The following is a 19,528-nucleotide window of genomic DNA, read 5'->3' on the forward strand; positions in this document are numbered from 1 at the left end:
GCTCCTTAAAGCGGTAAATACCAGATAAGGCTGACGGTGCCCTCGCGGAACTTGCCGTTGCCGCTTTCATGGCCCGGATAACGCGTGCCGCTGTAGTTGGCGTACTGGAGCGAGAACGTGCCCGGTTTATAGCCCGCGTAGCCGAAGCTGTAGCTGTAGTCGCCATTCCACGGCTGCTGCTGGCTGCTGTCCGGGTACCAGAACGCGGTGGCGCGCACGAAGAAATGTTGTTTAAGCGTGTAGCCGCAGCCGCCCAGCACGACATTTTTATTACTGCGGATGTCGTTGCTGTTGAGATCGTAATAACGCGGCACCCAGGTGTAGCCCACCTGGCAGATAATCGAATCGCCTTTATTAATCAGCAGATGTTTCTCCAGCGGTTTCGGCAGCGAGAATTTGTAGGCCGCCGTCACGCCGCCCTGCTCGAAATAGCTGTGACGTTTGTTACCCGACGGCCAGATATGGTTATCGCCATAGTTGCTGTAGACCAGGCTGAAGGTATTGGCGTGCCAGTCGTCATAGCCGAAGCTGTAACGGAAATCGGTCGTGTAACGGGTTAAGTCGCGCACCGGCGCGCGCAGCGTGACGTTGGCGAAGAGATAACTCCAGGGCGAATATTGCAGGCTCAGGTTGAGCGTCTGGTTAATTTTATTGGTCTGCGAGGCCGTATCGCCGCTGTTCGGGATCGTCACGTACTGCTCTTTGAGCCCGCTGTTAAAGCTCAGCGCGCCGGAAAATTTTTTATCGTTCCCCGAAAACAGCCGTCCCCAGCGGCTCGTAAACACGCCTGCCTGAATGGGCTCGGATTCGTTATCGGCGCTTGCCCCGCTCTGCGCGTTTGCAGGCTGGGCGGCGAAAGCCGGCTGGGCCGCCAGCGCGAGCGTCGCCAGCCCGACGCAGTGATATATCCTCGTCATACCCTTGTCGTTCCTTAATTGGGGATCCAGCGTCCGGCGACGTCATACTTCGCCATCAGCCAGAGAATGCCCAGCGCCACGCCGTGAACCAGCGTGTTCATAAGCCAGGCCTGATGCCATAAATCGAAATGCACCACCTGACTGACCAGCAGCACCACATAGACATGCAAAATAAAGGTGTAGAGCGAATGCTGGCCGAGCGGGATCAGAAACCAGCCGGTCAGGCGATAGAGCGGCGTCCAGCACCAGGTCAGCAGCAGATAGACCGTGACCATCAGACAAAAATCGTTCAGCACGCGCAGTGGCCCGAGTCCGTTTTTGGCCGCCCAGGTGTGGTAAATCATGTTGAAATCCGCAGGCGAAATGACATGCATCAGCAGGCCCGGCGGCATAAAGGGGTTAGTATGATTCTGGGCGATAAACATCATAATCAGCGCGCAGACCACCATGACCGCGACCGTCACCTTGCCGGGGCCGGTGCGCGCGAGCGAGAGCAGTTCTTCTTTGTACCAGCCGCAGCACATCCCCAGCACGTAGATGAACTGCCAGGCCATCAGCGGGAACGCAAACTCGAATTCGCTGGCGGTGAGACGAAACGGCGTCACCTGATAAAGCCCGTAAACCATCGCCGACCCGGCAATCAGCCACGGGGTTTTACGATAATGCAGCAGCGCCAGAAAGAACGGGCTCATCAGCAGTAAAAAGACATAGAGCCCCAGGATTTGCGTCTGGTGCGGGCCAATCTGCAAAAACAAAATAATGTTGAACCAGGTTTCTTTAATTTGCGGCGTGGTCGGGAACAGCGACCAGCTATTTCCAGAGAAACGGTCGACAAAATGGCTTATTTCAAACGTATTGATAAAAGGTATTTTCGACAGCAGCAGTACGCTCAGGATAATAACGATATTAACCAGATAGATCTTCCACGCGCGCCGCCACAGCGTCCAGCCCACCGTCAGTAACACGGCCTTTTGCAGACGCTGGCGATTGAGCATGCCGAGCATAAACCCGGCCAGGATCACGAAGCCTTCGGCACCGGTGGTTAATCCGAAACGCTCCCACGTCAATATATTAAATATCGACATCACCTCCGTGTGGGCGACCACCATCATGACCAGCGCAATGCCGCGCATCAGGTCGATACGCAGATCGCGCCGGTCGGCCGCCACATAGCGCCAGGAGACGCGCGCGCGCGGCATATCGCGAGTTGAAGCTACGCTTGCAGTATCGCTCATCGGCTTGGTTTCTTATCGGCTGGGGCCGCCGGTTTCCGGCGGCGCAATATATTCTGAGTATTATCAGAAAAGTGTATACGGCAATAAGCGGCTGTCAGCGTTTCGTGGAAAATATATTTTCAGTGACGGGTAAACGAAAAAACGAAGCGCTGCAAATCGTTGCGTGAATTTATGTCGCTGGAAAGTTTAGCGCGGGCATCTACAATCACTTCATAAACTTAAAACGAATGTTCTGTTGTGCCAGAGATATTTCGCTGACGGTAAATAGTTGCCTTTGATAATTATTTCCCGCCACTGTCTTTGTTGTGTCTGGATGATGATGCCGCTATGGGTTTTTATTTCTCCCGTTTTGAAGATCGTAAACCGCCGGAGCCGCTAAAAACGCCCCGCGCCGTGAAAATTCTCTGGCAGATAATGTCGGTCGCGGCGTTAGTGCTGGGCGCGAATTATATTCGCTGGCGCTGGATGGAATCGCTCAACATGGACGCGCTGTGGTACGCCCTGCCGCTGGTCATCGCGGAGACCTGCGCCTGGATTGGCACCGTACTGTTTACCATCAACCTGTGGCGCGAGGATGACCCGCCTCAGCAGCCCGCCCCGCTGGATATTAACGACTGCCTGAACAGTGAAGATCGGGCCGAGACGCGCCCGGCGCGCGTCGATCTCTTTATCGCCACCTATTCCGAAGATGTTGAACTGGTGCGGCTTTCCATTCAGGACGCGCTGAAGATGCGCTATCCCGGCCCGCTCGATTACCGCATTCATGTGCTGGATGATGGCCGCCGTCCCGCGATGCGCGCGGTCTGCGAAGAAGAAGGCGTTAACTACATTACCCGCGAAACCAATATCGGCTTTAAGGCGGGCAACCTGCGCAACGGCCTTGAGCAGACCGATGGCGATTTTATCGTGATTTGCGACGCCGATACCCGCGTATTCCCTACGCTGCTTGAGCATACGCTCGGCTACTTCCGCGACCCGGATGTCGCCTGGGTGCAGACGCCGCAGTGGTTTTTCGATCTCCCTGAAGGCGAACGCCTGCCGCGCTGGCTGTCGCGCAAAGCGGGTAAACCGGGTTACGCGCTCGGCTGGCTGTCGGAGAAAATCGTCGGGCCGGTGACTATCGGGCGCGACCCGTTCTTTAACGATCCGCGCATGTTTTATGATGTGATCCTGCGCCGCCGTAACTGGGCCAACGCGGCCTTCTGCTGCGGCGCGGCGTCGGTGCATCGCCGCGAGGCGATTATGCAGGCGGCGCTGCGCAGTTATGTCTGGACGGTGGAGGAAGAGATTGACCGCCACACGCGCGATATCCGCGATCCGTCGATGCGAGAAGCGCTTCAGGACGCGATGCGCCCGCATGTGCTCTATGACACCGAGCTGACGCCCTATAAATTTCACGTCTCGGAAGATATTTACACCTCTATCGTGCTGCATGGCGATAGCGCGCGCCGCTGGCGCTCGGTGATGCACCCGCGTATCGAATCCAAAATGCTTTCGCCGCAGGATATGCTCACCTGGATTATCCAGCGCTTTAAATATGCCGCGGGCTCGCTGGATATTCTCTTTCACGACAATATCTTCAGCCGCCGCCGCTTTAAGCTCTCGCTGCCGCAGACGCTGATGTACGCCACGACATTCTGGTCTTATCTCGCCTGCATCTGGAATACGGTGTTTCTGATCTCGCCGCTGATTTATCTCTTCACCGGCATTCCCCCCGTCTCCGCCTGGTCGACGCCGTTCTATCTGCACTTTTTGCCCTTTTTCATTGTCTCGGAGCTGGCGTTTATGTTCGGTACCTGGGGGATTTCCGCGTGGGATGGCCGCGCCTCGTATCTGGCGTTTTTCTCGATGAATTTAAAGGCGCTCGATACGGTGTTACGCGGCGAACAGATTAAGTTTCACGTCACCCCGAAAGAGCGCCAGACCGGGCGGTTTCTCTACCTGGTGAAACCGCAAATCGCCATTGTGGCGCTGACGCTTATCGGGCTTATCTGGGGCGGTATCCAGGTAGCGCGCGGCGCGGTGGACGACCCTTCCGGCTATGTGATTAACATCTTCTGGGGCGCGGTGAATATCGCCGCCATGCTGCCCATGATCATGGCCGCCATGTGGCAACCGGCGGATGAGGAGAGCGGCGCATGAAAGTGACCGACGCCCTGCTGAGCGCGCGCAGCTATATCACTATTCTGGTGGGCTTTCTGATTGGGTTCGCCGTGGTGGTCTGGGTCGAGCGCCAGATGCCGACGCGCGTGGAGAGCAGCAGCGGCATTACCTTAAGCGAAGATTTCCCTCCGCTGCCCAATTCCCGCCCGCTCACCTATGATGAGGCCATCTGGGCGCGCGTGGCCTGGCAATATTTCGTCAATAACACCCGCCCCGACGGGCTGGTGAACGCGCAGGACGGCGCGCCGTGGTTCAGTCTATGGAGCACCGGCAGCTATCTGCTGGCGGCCGTGTCGGCCTACCGGCTGGACGTTATCACGCGCGATGAATTTGACGAACGTGTGACGCAGGCGCTATTCGCGCTGGGCGAACTGCCGCTCACGCCGAACGGTCTGCCCGCCGCTTACTACCGCGCGGATAATCAGGACATTTTAGGCAAGCCCGAAAGCAGCGCCGTCGGCGCCGGACGGCTGTTGATGGCGCTCCAGGTGTTGCTGTGGCACTACCCGCAGCATGCGCCTGCCGTCAACGCGCTGCTGGCGCGCTGGGATCTCGACGCGCTGTTTGTCCAGGCGAAAAATACCAGCGCCGCGCTGGCGGTACGCCACTGGGTGATCCCGACCGACGAGCCGCGCGACAGCTTTGGCTATCGCACCTATGCCAGCCATACGCTGCGGCTTATCAACACCACCGCCGGGCTTGCGGTGACGCAGCCGCCGGAGGGCCAGAGTATGATCGATATCGACGGGATCATGGTGCCGGATGAAGGGCTGCGCACGCCGTGGGGCAAACAGCCGTCGCTGGTGAGCCTCCCCTGGCTGTTGACCGGCCTTGAGCTCGGCTTTGACGCGCAGAGCGGCGAAGTGGCGTGGCGCATCATGCAGATCCAGCAACGTCGCCACAGCCTGCGGGTGCGCAAGCCGCCGATCAGTACCGATTACGCCGAGCAGGCGCCTGACTACGCCGCCGCCATTCCCGAACGCCAGCCGCAGCGCGAGCCGGGCGAAACCGCTTATGACAAAACCGCGCCGGAGCGCACGGCCATTACCTCGACCCGCTCCGCCTTCGCCTGGTATGCGCTGTTTCGCAACGGCTGGAGCGAAGCCCTGCGCCAGCAGGTGCAGCCGTTGCTGGTGCCGGGTAAAGGCTGGCAGCGCGGTCTGAATCTTAATAACAGCGTGAATAATGTGATTGATGCCGACACCAACGCGGTGGTGCTGGAGAGCCTCGCCTATATCGCGGGCGGGCAACTGCTCTGTCTGGGATGCCAGCATACGCCTTCCACCGCCAATGCTTCTGCGGGAGTTACGCCATGACTTTGAAATCTGTATCCCTGTTTATTCGCAGCGTAGCCTGCCTCTTTTTGCTGCTCGGCTGCACGGTGACGGCGCAGGGCCGGGGCGAACTGCCCGCAAACGACTATCCGGCGCGTCATGGCGAGCTGACCGATCGCGAAATGAAAATGGCGAAAAACGCCTGGCAATATTTCGTGGTCAACTACCAGCCGACGACCGGGCTGGTCAACGCCGTCAACCAGTATCCGTCTACCACCATGTGGGATACCGGCTCCTATATCGGCGCAATGGTGGCCGCCCGCGAGCTGGGGATCATCGACAAAGCGGAATTTGACCGCCGTATGCTGAAGCTGCTCGGCACGCTGAATAAACTCGATCTGTTCCGCAACCAGGTGCCGAACAAAGCCTATAACACCATTACCGCGCAGAAGGTGAACTACCTGAACAAACCGGGCGAAATCGGCTTCTCGGCGCTGGATATCGGCCGCATGCTGATATGGCTTCAGAACGTTAAAGAGCGCTACCCGGAATATGGCAACAGCGTCGATAACATTGTGCTCGGCTGGGATTTCACCAACGTGATCGATCCCTGCGGCACCATGTATGGCGCTTACCTGGAAAATAACCAGCCGAAATATGTCCAGGAGGGCCGTCTGGGGTATGAGGAGTATGGCGCCGCAGGCTACCAGCTCTGGGGCTTTAATACCTGCCAGGCGAACCGCCCGGAGCCTTACGCGCTGGCCGATATCTACTGCGTGCTGGTGCCTTATGACTCCCGCGATCCGCGCCGTACCAGCCAGCATAACTACGTCGTGACCGAATCGTACCTGCTCTATGGCCTGGAGATGGGCTGGGATACCGCCAAAGATCGCGACGACAGCCCCAATAACTACTCACACCCGTGGATGAAAAACTTCGCCGACCGCGTCTATCAGGCGCAGGAGAACCGCTACACCATCACCGGCGTGCTGACCGCCCGTTCCGAGCATCAGCTCGATAAATCGCCTTACTTCGTTTACGACACCGTCTTCAGCGATGGGTTTAACTGGAACACCATTACCGACAAAGGCCAGTACGTACCGCAGGCCGCGGCGGTGTCGCTTAAGGCGGCGCTCGGCATGTGGGTGCTGTGGGATTCGCCCTATACCGATCGTCTCTTCACCACCATTGAAAACGCCAACGATCCGAAACAGGGTTATTACGAAGGCATCTATGAGAACGGCGACGGGCCGATCAACGCCTTCACCGGCAACAACAACGGCATCATGCTCGAAGCGCTGCTCTATAAGAAACAGGGCAAACTGCTGCGTTTTAATACCAACGATCCGAAGAATAAAAATTACGCGCCGTCCCTGTGGGAGAAAAAGCTGGTCGACCTGTTTGAAGATAACAACACCCGCCGTAACCGTCCGTTCCTCAATATGACGCCGGGCATCCAGAACTGGTGTCAGCAGAGCGGCACCGCGGTACGCAGCAAACCGACCTGTCAGGCCTGCCAGTGCGCGACCTGTAAAGAGGACGAACCTGTGAAACTGCCACCGGTAACTGCGACATGCTTAAAACAGTAAGCCGCCTGCTGCTTATCCTCGCCGTGCTGGGCGCGGTTATCGCCTGGCTGCTGCTGCGCGACGATCGCGCGGGCTGGCGCTGGCTCTCGCACGGGGGCTGGCACACCACCGCGCGCATCAGTAAGCTCACGCCGCAGGAGCGCGAATGGGCCGCCATCGCCTGGCGCTATTTCGAAAATAACACCCAGGAGGCCACGGGCCTCGTCAACGGCAGCGATAAACGCCCCGTCGCCTCGCTCTGGCAGATGGGCGATTCGCTTATCGCGTTAACCGCCGCGCGCGAGCTGGGGCTGGTGGATGAGAAAACTTTCGACGAGAGGCTGACCCGCCTGCTCGGCACGCTGAATCGTCTGCCGCTCACCGCCCGGCAGACCCCGAACCGGCTCTACTCCACCTGGACGCCCGCAATGGTGGATTTCACCGGTAAACCGGGCGTGATGGGCTGGTCGGCGCGCGACATGGCGCGTCTGATGCTGGCGCTGCGCCTGGTGGCGCAATATCACCCGCAATACAGCGAATATCTGGAGCGCGTGGTGATGCGCTGGAATTTCTGCCCGGTCATCGATAAGACCGGCACGCTCTACGCCGCGCAGATGCAGAACGGGCTGCTGGCGCCGCGCGATGAAATTCGCCTTGGCGAAAGCGAATACGCCGCCGCGGGCTTCAGCCTGTGGGGATTTCAGCCCGCGAAAGCCTGGGGCCCGCCGTCGCAGAACGTCATTTTATACGGTCGCGCGCTGCCGGTGGACGCCCGCGACCCGCGCACCACCTGGCAGCCGTCGCTTATCACCACGCTGCCCTATACGCTGCCGGGTCTGGAGTTTGGCTGGGAAGTGCCGGGCGTCGATCGCGAGAAAATCGACAACCTGCGCGAGCGCGCGAAGACGGTCTATCTCACTCAGGAGAGCCGCTGGCAGCAGGAGAAGATCCTTACCGCCCGCGCCGATTTCACGCTCGCCACCGCGCCGTGGCACGCCGCCGATACCGTCTGGGCCAACGGCTACCCCTGGAACACGCTGGGCGACGACGGCAAAGAGTACCCGCGTCTCGCGCAGGTCTCCACCAAGGCGGTGTTTTCCCTCTGGGTGCTGTGGGACACCCCTTATACCGACGCGCTGATGCAGGCGACGCACCTGATGTATGACGAAAAACGCGGCTGGTATGAAGGCCGCGTCGAGGCGACCGGCGACTATAACCGGGCGCTTACGCTCTCCACCAACGCCACGGTACTGGAAGCGCTGTTTTATAAAGCTAACGGCGGTCCGCTGCTGGCGAGCGACGCCCCCGCCCCCGGCAGCTACTTTAGCCGCCGCCTGAGCGATGTGTTCAACCCCCTGCGCCAGTGTCTGCCTGGCGAAAGCCGCCCGGAGGTTCGCCCATGATGCTCTATCGGGATCTGTTTGACGAAAGCTACAGCCGCCTGTTTCCCGACGACGACAAGCAGCCGTTTTTTGAACGTTTTTTCGCCCGCTTCATCCATATGACGCCGGAAACCGAACACCACTTCGCGGCCGTCGAGCCGCGGCTGCTGCGCAATTTCGTCTATAAGAGCTTTTTCGCGATGCTGATGGTGGACGGCGTGCTGATGGTACCCGATTTTCTGGAACGCCTGGCGCGCCAGCAGGAGAGTAACGGCGTGCGCCTGCCGCCCAACTTTTTCGCCCACTGGCGGCGCGCGATCCTCGACACCGTGGCGGAGCTCGATCCTGACTGCGATGAAGAGGTGCTGACCGCTTGGGCGATGACGATAGCGCCGGGGCTTGAGTATATGCGCCGCCAGGCCGAGCTGAATTATCAGCCAGGGGCGCAACCATGAACAGCGCCGCCTTTACGGACGCGCTCGACGCGCTGCCCGCCGCCCTGCTGTTTTACGATAAAGATGAGCGGCTGGTCGCCTGGAATGCCCAGGTGAGCCGCTTTTATCCCGGCATCGCGCCCCATCTGGTGCCGGGCGCCGCCTTAAGCGCGCTGGCGGTGGAGTTTATCAATACAGGTTTTCAGACCGACAGCCGCAGCCGCGACACGCTTATCGCCTCGCTGCTCGCCAATTGCCGCCACGACGGCCACTGCGAAGTGCGCCAGTTACACGAGCGGCGGCTGTTTATTCAGCATCAGCGAACCGCCGATGGCGGCATCATCAGCCTGCATACCGATATCACCGCGCTTGATACTGTACAAAGCACGCGCCAGCTGCTGCATGACGATTTCCTGCTGGCTGCGGAATCGATTCACATCGGCATCTGGGACTGGCAGGTCACCACCGATATCCTGCACCTCAACGACGCGTTTCTGAATCTGCTGGGCGAGCCGCGCAGCCAGCTACAACATACCAGCCGCTTTTTATTGTCGCTGATCCACCCGGAAGATCGGGATCTGCTGAAAAACGCCATGCAGCGCGCCAGCAAGCATCAGATGCCGGTTTTTGAGTGCGAAATCCGCGTTCAGCACCGCAGCGGCAAATGGCTCTGGATGCTGCTCTCCGGGCAGATCATCGCGCTTACCGTCACCGGCGAGATCGAGCGGCTGATAGGCACTCTCCAGGACATTACCCGCCGTAAAGAGGCCGAGCTGATTTCACGCGACGCGGCCAACGCCGCGCGGGCCGCGAATGAGGCCAAAAGCGCGTTTCTCGCCAATATGAGCCATGAGATCCGCACGCCCATGAACGGCATTCTCGGCATGACGCAGCTCTGCCTGGATACCGAACTGAACGGCGAGCAGCGCGAATACCTGACGCTGGTGATGAGCTCGGCGCAGTCGCTGCTGCATATCATCGACGACATTCTCGATTTCTCGAAAATCGAGGCGGGTAAAATCGTCCTGCATGAGGAGTACGTGGCGCTGAGGCCCTTTATTCAGTCGCTGGTGCGCCCGCTAATGCCGCTCGCGAGCGAAAAACAGATAGAGCTGCTGGTCGAAGTGGACGAGCGCGTGCCGGAGATGATGCGCGTCGACGTGGTGCGCCTGCGCCAGGTATTGACCAATCTCCTCAGCAACGCGCTGAAATTTACGCATCAGGGCGAGATTTTGCTGGCGGTGGCGCCTGGCGCGCAGGACGGCGAATGGCGCTTTCGGGTGCGCGACAGCGGCATAGGCATACCGCCGGAAAAACAGCAGGTGATTTTCGAGGCGTTCAGTCAGGCGGATACCTCCACCACGCGCCGCTATGGCGGCACCGGGCTGGGGCTGACGATCTCCGCACGTCTGGTCGCGATGATGGGCGGCCAGCTGACGGTGGCGAGCGAGGCGAATCAGGGCAGCGAATTCAGCTTTACCCTGCCGCTGCAAAGCGCCGCGCAGGCGACGCCGGAAGTCCAGCCGCTGACGCACTTCAACGGCGAGCGGGTGCTGGTGGTTGATGATAACGCCACTAACCGCCGTCTGATGCAGGCGATGCTCAACCAGCTTGGCTTAAACCCGGTGTGCGTCTCCGGCGCCGCCGGGGCGCTGGCGCTGCTGGAGAATGACAGCGATTTTCCGGTGATCGTGCTCGATGCCCAGATGCCGGAAATGGACGGCATTTCGCTGGCGCTGGAGATATCCGTGCTGCCGCAGGCTTCGCGCAGCAAAATTATCATGCTCAGCTCCATGAGCCGCGATCTCGATCTCTCGACGCTGCGCCGCACCGGGATCGCCTGGTATCTCAATAAACCGGTCGATCAGCAGGAGCTGGCGCGCGCGCTTGGCGAGGCGCTGCGTCCTGATCCTGCCAGACCCGCGCCGGTGACGACGGTCACGGCCGCGGTTCCTGAACTGACGCAAAGCGCGCCGATGCGCATTCTGCTGGCGGAAGATAATCCGGTAAACCAGCTGCTGGCGGTGCGCCTGCTGGAGAAACTCGGCCATGAGTGCGTCACGGTGGATAACGGCCTGCTGGCGCTGGAGCAGTGGCGCCGCGGCGGCTGGGATATTCTGCTGATGGATTTGCAGATGCCGGTCATGGACGGCGAAGCGGCGATCCGCGCGCTGCGCCAGGAAGAAGCGCTGCGCGGCGGACATCAGGCGGCGATTGTGATGACCGCTCACGCGATGCAGGGCGACAAAGAGCGCTGCCTCGCGATGGGCTTTGACGGCTACCTCTCAAAACCGGTGGCGCTGGTCGCGCTTGCCGACGAGCTGTCGCGCTTCGCCCCGCAAAGCGCCCCGCCGCCGCTGGACGGCCTGCCGGACAGCGCGCAGCTGCTGGCGGCCTTTGACGGCGACATGGGGCTGTTAAAAGAGCTGCTCGGGCTGTTTGCGGAAGGCTTTGACGAGCTGGCGGCGCTGCTCGACGCCGCGCTTGCCGCAGGCGACGGCGATCAGGCCCACCGTCTGGCGCATAAGCTGCGCGGCGAAGCGGCGACGTTCGGCTTCGACGGACTGACCGCGCTGCTGCAGGAGATAGAAAGTCGCGAACCCGGCGCGCCATCGGCGCAGCGCGAGGCGTGGCGTCAGGCGCTCGGGACGCAGCAGCGTCGCGTGCGTGAATTCCTGATTCAACTGCTGGAGGGATGATGAAACGTCTGGCCTGTGCGTTACTGGTACTGACGAGCGGCGTGGTGGCCGCCAGAACGGCGCCGCCGGTGCCGGTGCCTGCCAACTGGTCGCTGGCGGGCGACTGGCGCGCCCACGACGGCAACGACGCCGCGTTTATGGGTCAACAAGGGCCGGTGCGCGACTGGCGCACGTTAAAGGTGCCGTCGAACTGGTATACCGCAGGCTGGGATCATCAGGGCGTGCTCTGGTATCGCCATGAATTTACCCTGCCGCCGTTGCCGGAAGAGACGATGGCGACGCTGGTCTTTGACGGCGTGGATTATTACGCCGACGCCTGGCTGAACCGTCAGCCGCTTGGCCGACATGAAGGCTACTTCCAGCGTTTCGCGTATGACATCACCGATAAGTTACAACGTCACAACAAACTGGCGGTGCGCGTCGACAGCCCGTTTGAAGACCCCAAAACTATCTGGCCACTGCATAAAACGATGGTGAAAGGGGTGCTTAATCAGCACGATACGCGCCCCGGCGGCGCGTGGTCGCCGCGCGGCCAGGACGCCAACTCCGGCGGGATCTGGGCGCCGGTGCGCCTGCATCTGAGCCGCGGCGTGACGGTCGATAACCTGATCCTGCGGCCCGACTTTCAACACGGGCTTGATAAGCCGCAGCTTCGCGTCGAACTCGTCTATCGCGCCGCGCAGGCGCGCGAGGTGGAGCTGACCCTGCGCGCCCGCCCGGCGAATTTTACCGGCGAACAGTTTTCGCAGAAACAGAACGTGCGGCTGGCGGCGACCGGCAGCACGCCGCAGCGCCTCTCATTCACGCTGCCGATGGAAAACGCCCAGCTCTGGTGGCCGAAAGGCTATGGCTTTCCGCACCTCTACCGCGTCAGCGCCGTCTTCAGCGACGATAAGGGCGAAATGGAGCGCATCGCAAGCCGCACCGGTCTGCGCCAGATTGTCGAACAGCCGGATAACAAAGGCTGGGTGCTGAACGGTAAGCGAATTTTTATCAAAGGCAGCAACTATATCGGCTCGCCGTGGCTGAGCGAGATGGATGAAAAAAAATATCGCCGCGATATCGAGCTCGCGCTGAAAATGAACGCCAACGCCATTCGCGTGCATGGCCATGTGGCGGGCCGCCCGCTCTATCGTATGGCCGACGAAATGGGGCTGATGATCTGGCAGGACGTGCCGCTCCAGTGGGGCTATAACGACAGCCCGGAATTCGCCGATAACGCCGCGCGCCAGAGCCTCGAGATGACCGAGCAGATCGGTAACTCGCCGGCGATTATCGTCTGGGGCGGCCACAATGAGCCGCCGTGGAACTCGCCGTGGATGGAGAAACGCTTCCCGGACTGGCATAAAGATCTCAACCGCGTACTGACGGAACGGGTGGCCGACGCGCTGGCAAAGGATAACAGCCGCATCGTGCATCGTTTCTCGGCGGTGGAGGAGCACTACTGGCAGGGGTGGTATTTCGGCGTGATGACGGATGTGCTGCAACCGGCGAAAACCGGCATCATTACCGAATTCGGCGCCCAGGCGCTGCCGAAGCTCTCGACGCTTAAAACGATTATCCCTGCCGACAAACGCTGGCCCGCCTCGACAAAAGCCGACGATCCTGGCTGGGAAGTCTGGAAATATCATAACTTCCAGCCGTTCCAGACGTTTGGCTTCGCCAAAATTCCGCGCGGCAAGAATATGGAAGAGTTCATCCATAACACGCAGAAATATCAGGCCGATCTGGTCGGCATGGCGGCCGAAAGCTATCGTCGCCAGCGCTATCAGCCGGTGACCGCCCTGTTCCACTTTATGTTTGTCGAAACCTGGCCGTCGATTAACTGGGGCGTGGTGGATTATCTGCGCCAGCCGAAAGCCGGTTACTATGTGCTCCAGCGCGCGTACCAGCCGCTGTTGCCGTCCATCGAGCCCGTCACCCTTGACTGGCGCGCCGGCACGCCCGGGGCGGTTAAATTATGGGCGATAAACGATAGTTTTTCGGCCTGCGACGGGTGTAAACTGCGCTGGCGCGTGAAAACGCCCGGCATTACCGGGCAGCAAGAGAGCAAACCGATGACCCTCCCGCCTGACAGTAGCCGCCAGGTTGCCCGGCTGACGTTCACTCCCGCCGCCCCTGGCGCGCTGCGTATCGAGTATGAAATTCTTGATTCGCAAGGCAAAACGGTTGGCAGTAACTTTTACGAGACCACCGTCGCGCCCTGAGGCGTTACGCATACTGTACGGATAACTGGACGCCTCAGGGCGTTCAGTCTCTTCTTAAACTCTTTGCCGTCCGGTTAAAGAGCGATAACGATTTGCTAAACTTACAGAATCTGAAACGAAAGCCGCTCTGGAGGTACGTATTAGCATGTTTCAACAGACAACACGCTTACCTTTTACAGAGGAGTTAGCTGAAAAGGCGCGTATGGACCCTGAATCGGGTGAACTCATCCCGGAGACCCGCGATGTCGAGCCGCAGCCTGAATCCATCGAGGGGATGCCCTCGCCGGACGCGCTGACGCCGGCAGACCGCTATTTAGAGCTGTTTGAGCATGTTCAGGCCTCCCGTATTTTCGCGGACAGTAAAACGTTCCCGGACTGCGCGCCGAAAGTGTCGCCGCTGACCATTCTGATGAACTATCGTCAGGCGAAACGCCTGCCGGGCTTCGACCTGCGTCGTTTTGTCGAAGAGCATTTTTACTTTCCGGTTATCAATACCAATCCGTATGTCTCGGACCCGAGCCGGACGCTGACTGAACATATCGACAGCCTGTGGCCAATTCTGACGCGCCAGCCCCATGAGCATCTGGAGAACTCCTCGCTGCTGCCCCTGCCCCAGGCCTATATCGTGCCGGGCGGGCGCTTTACGGAGACCTACTACTGGGATTCCTATTTCACGATGCTCGGCCTTGCCGAAAGCGGCCGCCACGATATGCTGCGCTGCATGGCGGATAATTTCGCCTGGATGATTGAGAACTACGGGCATATCCCGAACGGCAACCGCACCTATTATCTGAGCCGCTCGCAGCCGCCGGTGTTCGCGCTGATGGTCGAGCTGTTTGAAGAAGATGGCGTGCGCGGCGCGCGACGCTACCTGGATCATCTGCTGATGGAATACGCGTTCTGGATGGATGGCGCGGACAACCTTGAACCAGGCCAGGCCTTCCGCCATGTGGTGAAAATGGCAGACGGCACGCTGCTGAACCGCTACTGGGACGATCGCGATACGCCGCGGGATGAATCCTGGCGCGAGGATGTGGAAACCGCGAAGCTCTCCGGGCGTCCGGCCAGTGAAGTCTATCGCGACCTGCGCGCGGGCGCGGCGTCCGGCTGGGACTACTCCTCCCGCTGGCTGCGCGACGCCGACCGGCTCGCGAGCATTCGCACCACGCACTTTTTGCCGGTGGATCTCAACGCGTTTATCTACAAGCTGGAAACCGCCATCGCCAATATCGCGCAGTTAAAAGGCATTCCGGCCACCGCGACGGTATTCCGTAAAAAAGCCATCGATCGCCGCGAAGCGGTTAACCGCTACCTGTGGGATAACGACATGGGCGCGTTCCGCGATTACGACTGGCGTCGCGGTCAGCTGGCGTCGTTTTCGGCGGCCTGCGTGGTGCCGCTGTATGTCGGGCTCGCCAGTTATGCGCAGGCGGATCGCATTGCGGTCAATCTGCGTGAACGCCTGCTCTCGCCGGGCGGGATCCTGACCACGGAAGTGGAAACGGAACAGCAGTGGGATAAACCGAACGGCTGGGCGCCGCTCCAGTGGATGGCCATTCAGGGCCTGAAAAACTACGGCGACGATGCGCTGGCGGATATTATCGCCAACAACTGGTTGCGTACGGTGAAACGATTCTACAATGAGAACCACAAGCTTATTGAGAAGTACCATATCGCCGACTACTCGCCCCGCCCCGGTGGCGGTGGCGAATACCCGTTGCAGGACGGCTTCGGCTGGACCAACGGCGTCACGCGCCGCCTGATTGCGCTCTATGGCGAACCGTAACCCGCTCATCGCGTAAACACAGAGGGCAGCCCGGCGGCTGCCCTTTTTTATGGCGTGAATCGACTCAGAACGAGGCGCTGACGCCGATGTTATAACGCGTCTGCTCGCCGCTGCTGAGGCCTGCGGTTTGCGACAGCGCCGCGAACGCCGACACGTTGCTGCTCAGCGCGACGCTGGCGCCTGCCGTGATATCCATCCAGTTTTTGTCATCTTCCGCCCCGTCGCGACTAAAGGTGAGCGACGTCGATTTTAGCCCGCCCTGACCGCGCCAGACCGAATCGCCGAACTGATGCTTATAATCCACCTGCGCGTAGGGTTTCACCATGCCGAGATCGGCATCCAGACGCCAGCCGACGCTGCCGATTTGCGAATGGAAGTTCTGATCGCGAAAACGCATCGCGGTGCTGTCGTCGCCCGCTTCGCTGTAACCCTCCACATGGCTGTAATCCCACGCGTACTGCACCACCGGACCGGTCGTGAGCGCGCGGGTCACCGGCAGATCCAGCCCGGCGGTCAGGCGCGCGCCCCAGAGTTTAGCGTCGGTTTCGCCCGTCTCGACGCGCGTCAGCGGCCCGAGCTCCACGCGGCGCTGGATATTGCGGTATTCGCCTTTCAGCCAGTGAACGTCGGCATTGATCCATCCCGGCCCGAAATCGACCGCGGTAAAGAGCGCCGCCTGGTAACCGCGCGCGTCATAGCTCAGGTTATCCGTCGGTCGTTGATCGTCGAGCGAGCCTGCAACCAGCGCGCCGACCAGCCAGTTCTCCGTCACCCGGTAATCCGCGCCGAGGGTCAGATTGTTAGTGCTGGCGCTGCCGTCGCCGGTCTCGTTCTTCGTGTAGCGTGCATATTCGCCGCTGTAGCCGCCAAAGACGCCTGCGCTGCCCTGTTCCGCCTGCTCGCTACGGCGTTGCTGATAACGGCTGTCGAGCGTGGCGCGACTGTTCTGCACCTGCGCGGCCGTCGCCTTGTTCAGCAGGGCGACCTGCGCCGGCGCGGCGAGGATCGACTGGATATAGTCCGCCATCAGGCGGTGCACCTGCGGGCTCGGGTGCAAGTGATCGGCAAACAGCCACGCCTGGCTGGCGTTAAATCCCGCGCTCGACGAGGTGCAGTCGGCGGCGGACAGCCCCGGCGGGCACGCCATGCCCGCGGTATTGGTAATGCCGAACTGCGCCGGATTCGCGAGGATTTCATTGAAAATGGCGTTGATGTCGGCGCGTACAATATTGCCGCCGCCGCTCGCGACCAGCGCCTGCTCTTCGGTCGCGTTATAGAGCTGGCTTAACGCCGAGACCTGTCCGGCGGCCGTCTCATAGGCGGCGTAAAGCGCATCGCCAAGGGCCTGTTGCAGCGCCGGGAGCGGACTGACCTCGCCCGCCGCGGCGTAAAACGCGTTGCGGATCGCCTCCTGGCGCGCGGCGAGCGTCGGGGTTTGCGCGCTGCCGAGCGAGGCGAACGCGGCCTGCAGCGCGGCGCTGTTGCCGGCGGTTCCCAGCTGAATAACGGTTTCGATTAACGTTGGCGTGGCGGAGACATCCGGCACCGTCGGGACAATCACCGTTCCTGCCCCCGCGTTTAAGAGCGTGCGCACCTGTGAAGCCGCCGCCGTGGCGCTGCCGGTTACGATGGATTGCGCCTGGAGCGGTTGCAGCACCGCGGCCCCAAGGTCGTTGCCGCCAACGTAGTGGATATAGAGCCCGTCGCGATCCGCCCGGCCATTCGTCTGGCTTAAATAGCGCTGCACCTGATCCTGGGTGTTGTCTGCGCCAAGCGCAGGCACCGCCACGCCGCCGCCTGCGGCGTAGTTATTGCCGCCTTTATCAGAGGGCGAAAGCGTGAGGCCATTGTTTTGCGCGAGGATTTCGTCATACAGCGGATAGCGGTTGCTGTCGAAGGTGTAGCGGCCGTTATTGCCGGTATCGCTCAGGCTGTCGCCAAAGACATAGAGGTTATCCCAGGCGGCGGCGGGCGCGGCGACGCCACAGGCTAAGCCCAGCGCCAGCCCTACCCGCAGGGAAAGACCAGAGAGTGGAAAAGACATACGCGCTCCTGCGTTTCAGAGGTAAATATCGAAAGAAAGCCATGCGTTATAGAGTGTAGAGCGTTTCTGCAAGCGCACCCGGATAACGCCTGGAATTGAGAGTCTGCGCGAAGAATGTGACGATTTGCCTTTTGTTCACTGCCTGAAAGCACAGTGCGTGGAGGCTAAAGTGAGAGGTTTAAAAGGTTTATAAAATGTATGTTGTAACTAAAATCATGGCTTAATAAAAAACCCGGCCGGCGCCGGGTTCGGTTTTACATTTTTTTCGTATCAGCACAGCGGTGCGACGGCGTTACGCATGCCACGGGCAAGAATGGCGTCAAGATCGCGCGTCACCTGCTCCGCCAGCCCCGGCACGGTGGTCAGATCCTGCTCCCAGTGCTCGCTATCCGCCAGTACCGCGTCCACCAGCTCGCGCAGCGTAATGGTCTTATCGCCGAGATTCGTCCAGAGCTGCTGATAGCGCGCCAGCCAGTGGGCGTCATCCTGCAGCGGATAGCTTTCGCCACTGCGTTCGCCGCGATAAAAGGCGATAAGCGACGCCAGCGCGAACGTCAGGCGTGGCGGCAATGTGCCCTTCTGCGCCTGCCCCGCCAGCAGCTGCGGCAGAATGCGGGTGCGGAATTTGGTCATGCCGTTAAGCGCAATGGAGAGCAGCTGATGCTTGATGTACGGGTTGCGAAAACGGCTCACCACCGCATCGGCGAAAGATTCCAGCTCGTCGCGCGGCAGATCCAGCACCGGAATGATCTCTTCATGGATAGCCTTCTCAACGAACGCGCAAATCTGCGCGTCATCCATCGCCTCACCGACCGTGTTCAGCCCGGCCTGGAAAGCGACCGGCACCAGCGCGGTATGCGCGCCGTTGAGGATGGCCACTTTGCGCGCCTTATACGGCTTAATATCATCGACGATCAGCACATTGAGCGGCAGTTTATCGAGACGCAGCTCCTGCGCGAGCCACTGCGGCCCCTGGATCACGAACAGGTAGAAGTGTTCGGCGGTATCGAGAAACGCGTCGTGATAGCCAAGGCTCTCTTCAAGCTGGGCCACTTCATCGCGCGGATAGCCGGTAACGATACGGTCAACCAGCGTCGAGCAGAACGTATTGGCGCTCTCAAGCCAGCCGATAAAAGCAGCAGGCAGCGCCCATTCACGGGCATAGCGAAGCACCAGCTCGCGCAGCGCCCCGCCGTTATAATCGATAAGCTCGCACGGAATAAGCACCCAGCCTTTATCCTGCGCGCCGTTAAAGTGGCTGAAACGCTCGAACAGCAGTCGAGTGAGTTTCGCCGGGTAGCTTACCGCCGGCGCGTCTTCGAACTTATCGCCGGCGTGATAGCTGATACCCGCTTCGGTCGTATTGGAGAACACAAAGCGGATATCCGGGTTATGCGCGAGCTTCAGGAACTCGTCATACTGCGCATAAACACTCACTTCACGATTCACGGAACGAATGAGTCGTGACTCGCTCACCGCCTCACCCTTCTCATTCAGACCGCGAATAATCGTAGTATAGAGCCCGTCCTGCGTATTAAGAGACGGCGGGAAATCGCTGGCGATAGGACGCACCACGACCACCCCGGCGTTCAGATCGGTATGTTCATTAAGAAGATCCACCTGCCAGTCGACAAAAGCCCGCAGGAAGTTCCCTTCACCGAACTGGATGATGCGCTCCGGCCAGAGCGCGCCAGGAAAATCACGACGATTCAATGTTTTCACAATGTGTTCCTTGATGGATTAAAAGCAGATCGCTGACTGAAACTGCCCTCCACGCTATCAGAACAACCATTAATGAAACCCCGTTTCGATCAAATTG

12 protein-coding genes are annotated in these 19,528 nt (G+C 60.1%); 8 read left to right on the forward strand and 4 right to left on the reverse strand.

Features of this window, described 5'->3' with window-relative positions; translation table 11 throughout:
* Positions 1–5 precede the first annotated feature (5 nt).
* Complete coding sequence (locus AFK65_RS10095) at positions 6–917, reverse strand: hypothetical protein (RefSeq protein ID WP_007697942.1); 912 nt, start codon at positions 915–917, stop codon at positions 6–8.
* A 14-nt stretch (positions 918–931) separates the two neighbouring features.
* A complete protein-coding gene (gene opgC, locus AFK65_RS10100) occupies positions 932–2,152 on the reverse strand; it encodes an OpgC domain-containing protein (protein ID WP_038857140.1) in 1,221 nt (406 codons plus the stop codon).
* Positions 2,153–2,479: 327 nt separating this feature from the next.
* Here opgC and AFK65_RS10110 point away from each other — a divergent pair, with 327 nt between their 5' ends.
* The 8 genes from AFK65_RS10110 (at position 2,480) to AFK65_RS10145 (ending at position 15,665) form a co-directional block, all read left to right on the forward strand.
* Positions 2,480–4,294 (forward strand): glycosyltransferase family 2 protein, encoded by a 1,815-nt coding sequence (locus AFK65_RS10110; protein WP_007697949.1) that lies wholly within the window; start codon positions 2,480–2,482, stop codon positions 4,292–4,294.
* The gene (locus AFK65_RS10115) at positions 4,291–5,631 is read left to right on the forward strand and encodes a DUF3131 domain-containing protein (protein ID WP_038857138.1); all 1,341 of its coding nucleotides are present in this window, start codon (positions 4,291–4,293) and stop codon (positions 5,629–5,631) included. The genes AFK65_RS10110 and AFK65_RS10115 overlap by 4 nt, the downstream gene beginning before the upstream one ends.
* Positions 5,628–7,178 (forward strand): DUF3131 domain-containing protein, encoded by a 1,551-nt coding sequence (locus AFK65_RS10120; RefSeq protein WP_007697428.1) that lies wholly within the window; start codon positions 5,628–5,630, stop codon positions 7,176–7,178. The genes AFK65_RS10115 and AFK65_RS10120 overlap by 4 nt, the downstream gene beginning before the upstream one ends.
* The gene (locus AFK65_RS10125) at positions 7,163–8,560 is read left to right on the forward strand and encodes a DUF3131 domain-containing protein (RefSeq protein ID WP_007697426.1); all 1,398 of its coding nucleotides are present in this window, start codon (positions 7,163–7,165) and stop codon (positions 8,558–8,560) included. The genes AFK65_RS10120 and AFK65_RS10125 overlap by 16 nt, the downstream gene beginning before the upstream one ends.
* The gene (locus AFK65_RS10130; RefSeq protein WP_007697425.1) at positions 8,557–8,994 is read left to right on the forward strand and encodes a globin family protein; all 438 of its coding nucleotides are present in this window, start codon (positions 8,557–8,559) and stop codon (positions 8,992–8,994) included. Before AFK65_RS10125 ends, AFK65_RS10130 begins: the two co-directional genes overlap by 4 nt.
* Positions 8,991–11,672, forward strand: coding sequence for a hybrid sensor histidine kinase/response regulator (locus AFK65_RS10135; protein ID WP_038857136.1), 2,682 nt, complete (start codon positions 8,991–8,993; stop codon positions 11,670–11,672). Before AFK65_RS10130 ends, AFK65_RS10135 begins: the two co-directional genes overlap by 4 nt.
* A complete protein-coding gene (locus tag AFK65_RS10140; RefSeq protein ID WP_038857134.1) occupies positions 11,672–13,879 on the forward strand; it encodes a glycoside hydrolase family 2 protein in 2,208 nt (735 codons plus the stop codon). Before AFK65_RS10135 ends, AFK65_RS10140 begins: the two co-directional genes overlap by 1 nt.
* A gap of 202 nt (positions 13,880–14,081) precedes the next feature.
* Positions 14,082–15,665 (forward strand): alpha,alpha-trehalase, encoded by a 1,584-nt coding sequence (locus AFK65_RS10145; RefSeq protein WP_236612724.1) that lies wholly within the window; start codon positions 14,082–14,084, stop codon positions 15,663–15,665.
* Between the two features lie 64 nt (positions 15,666–15,729).
* On the opposite strand, the gene AFK65_RS10150 is transcribed toward AFK65_RS10145, so the two are convergent.
* The gene (locus tag AFK65_RS10150) at positions 15,730–17,709 is read right to left on the reverse strand and encodes an autotransporter domain-containing esterase (protein ID WP_007697409.1); all 1,980 of its coding nucleotides are present in this window, start codon (positions 17,707–17,709) and stop codon (positions 15,730–15,732) included.
* Positions 17,710–17,979: 270 nt separating this feature from the next.
* On the reverse strand, positions 17,980–19,431 hold the full coding sequence (locus AFK65_RS10155) for a tagaturonate reductase (protein WP_007697396.1): 1,452 nt from the start codon (positions 19,429–19,431) through the stop codon (positions 17,980–17,982).
* Positions 19,432–19,528 lie beyond the last annotated feature (97 nt).

This window comes from Cronobacter universalis NCTC 9529 (assembly GCF_001277175.1).
Classification (GTDB): Bacteria; Pseudomonadota; Gammaproteobacteria; order Enterobacterales; family Enterobacteriaceae; genus Cronobacter; species Cronobacter universalis.

Coding starts and splice junctions, on each gene's coding strand:
- AFK65_RS10120 (WP_007697428.1), top strand. CDS start 5,628: ATGACTTTGAAATCTGTATCCCTGTTTATTCGCAGCGTAGCCTGCCTC.
- AFK65_RS10110 (WP_007697949.1), top strand. CDS start 2,480: ATGGGTTTTTATTTCTCCCGTTTTGAAGATCGTAAACCGCCGGAGCCG.
- AFK65_RS10140 (WP_038857134.1), top strand. CDS start 11,672: ATGAAACGTCTGGCCTGTGCGTTACTGGTACTGACGAGCGGCGTGGTG.
- AFK65_RS10130 (WP_007697425.1), top strand. CDS start 8,557: ATGATGCTCTATCGGGATCTGTTTGACGAAAGCTACAGCCGCCTGTTT.
- AFK65_RS10125 (WP_007697426.1), top strand. CDS start 7,163: ATGCTTAAAACAGTAAGCCGCCTGCTGCTTATCCTCGCCGTGCTGGGC.
- opgC (WP_038857140.1), bottom strand. CDS start 2,152: ATGAGCGATACTGCAAGCGTAGCTTCAACTCGCGATATGCCGCGCGCG.
- AFK65_RS10095 (WP_007697942.1), bottom strand. CDS start 917: ATGACGAGGATATATCACTGCGTCGGGCTGGCGACGCTCGCGCTGGCG.
- AFK65_RS10135 (WP_038857136.1), top strand. CDS start 8,991: ATGAACAGCGCCGCCTTTACGGACGCGCTCGACGCGCTGCCCGCCGCC.
- AFK65_RS10145 (WP_236612724.1), top strand. CDS start 14,082: ATGGACCCTGAATCGGGTGAACTCATCCCGGAGACCCGCGATGTCGAG.
- AFK65_RS10150 (WP_007697409.1), bottom strand. CDS start 17,709: ATGTCTTTTCCACTCTCTGGTCTTTCCCTGCGGGTAGGGCTGGCGCTG.
- AFK65_RS10115 (WP_038857138.1), top strand. CDS start 4,291: ATGAAAGTGACCGACGCCCTGCTGAGCGCGCGCAGCTATATCACTATT.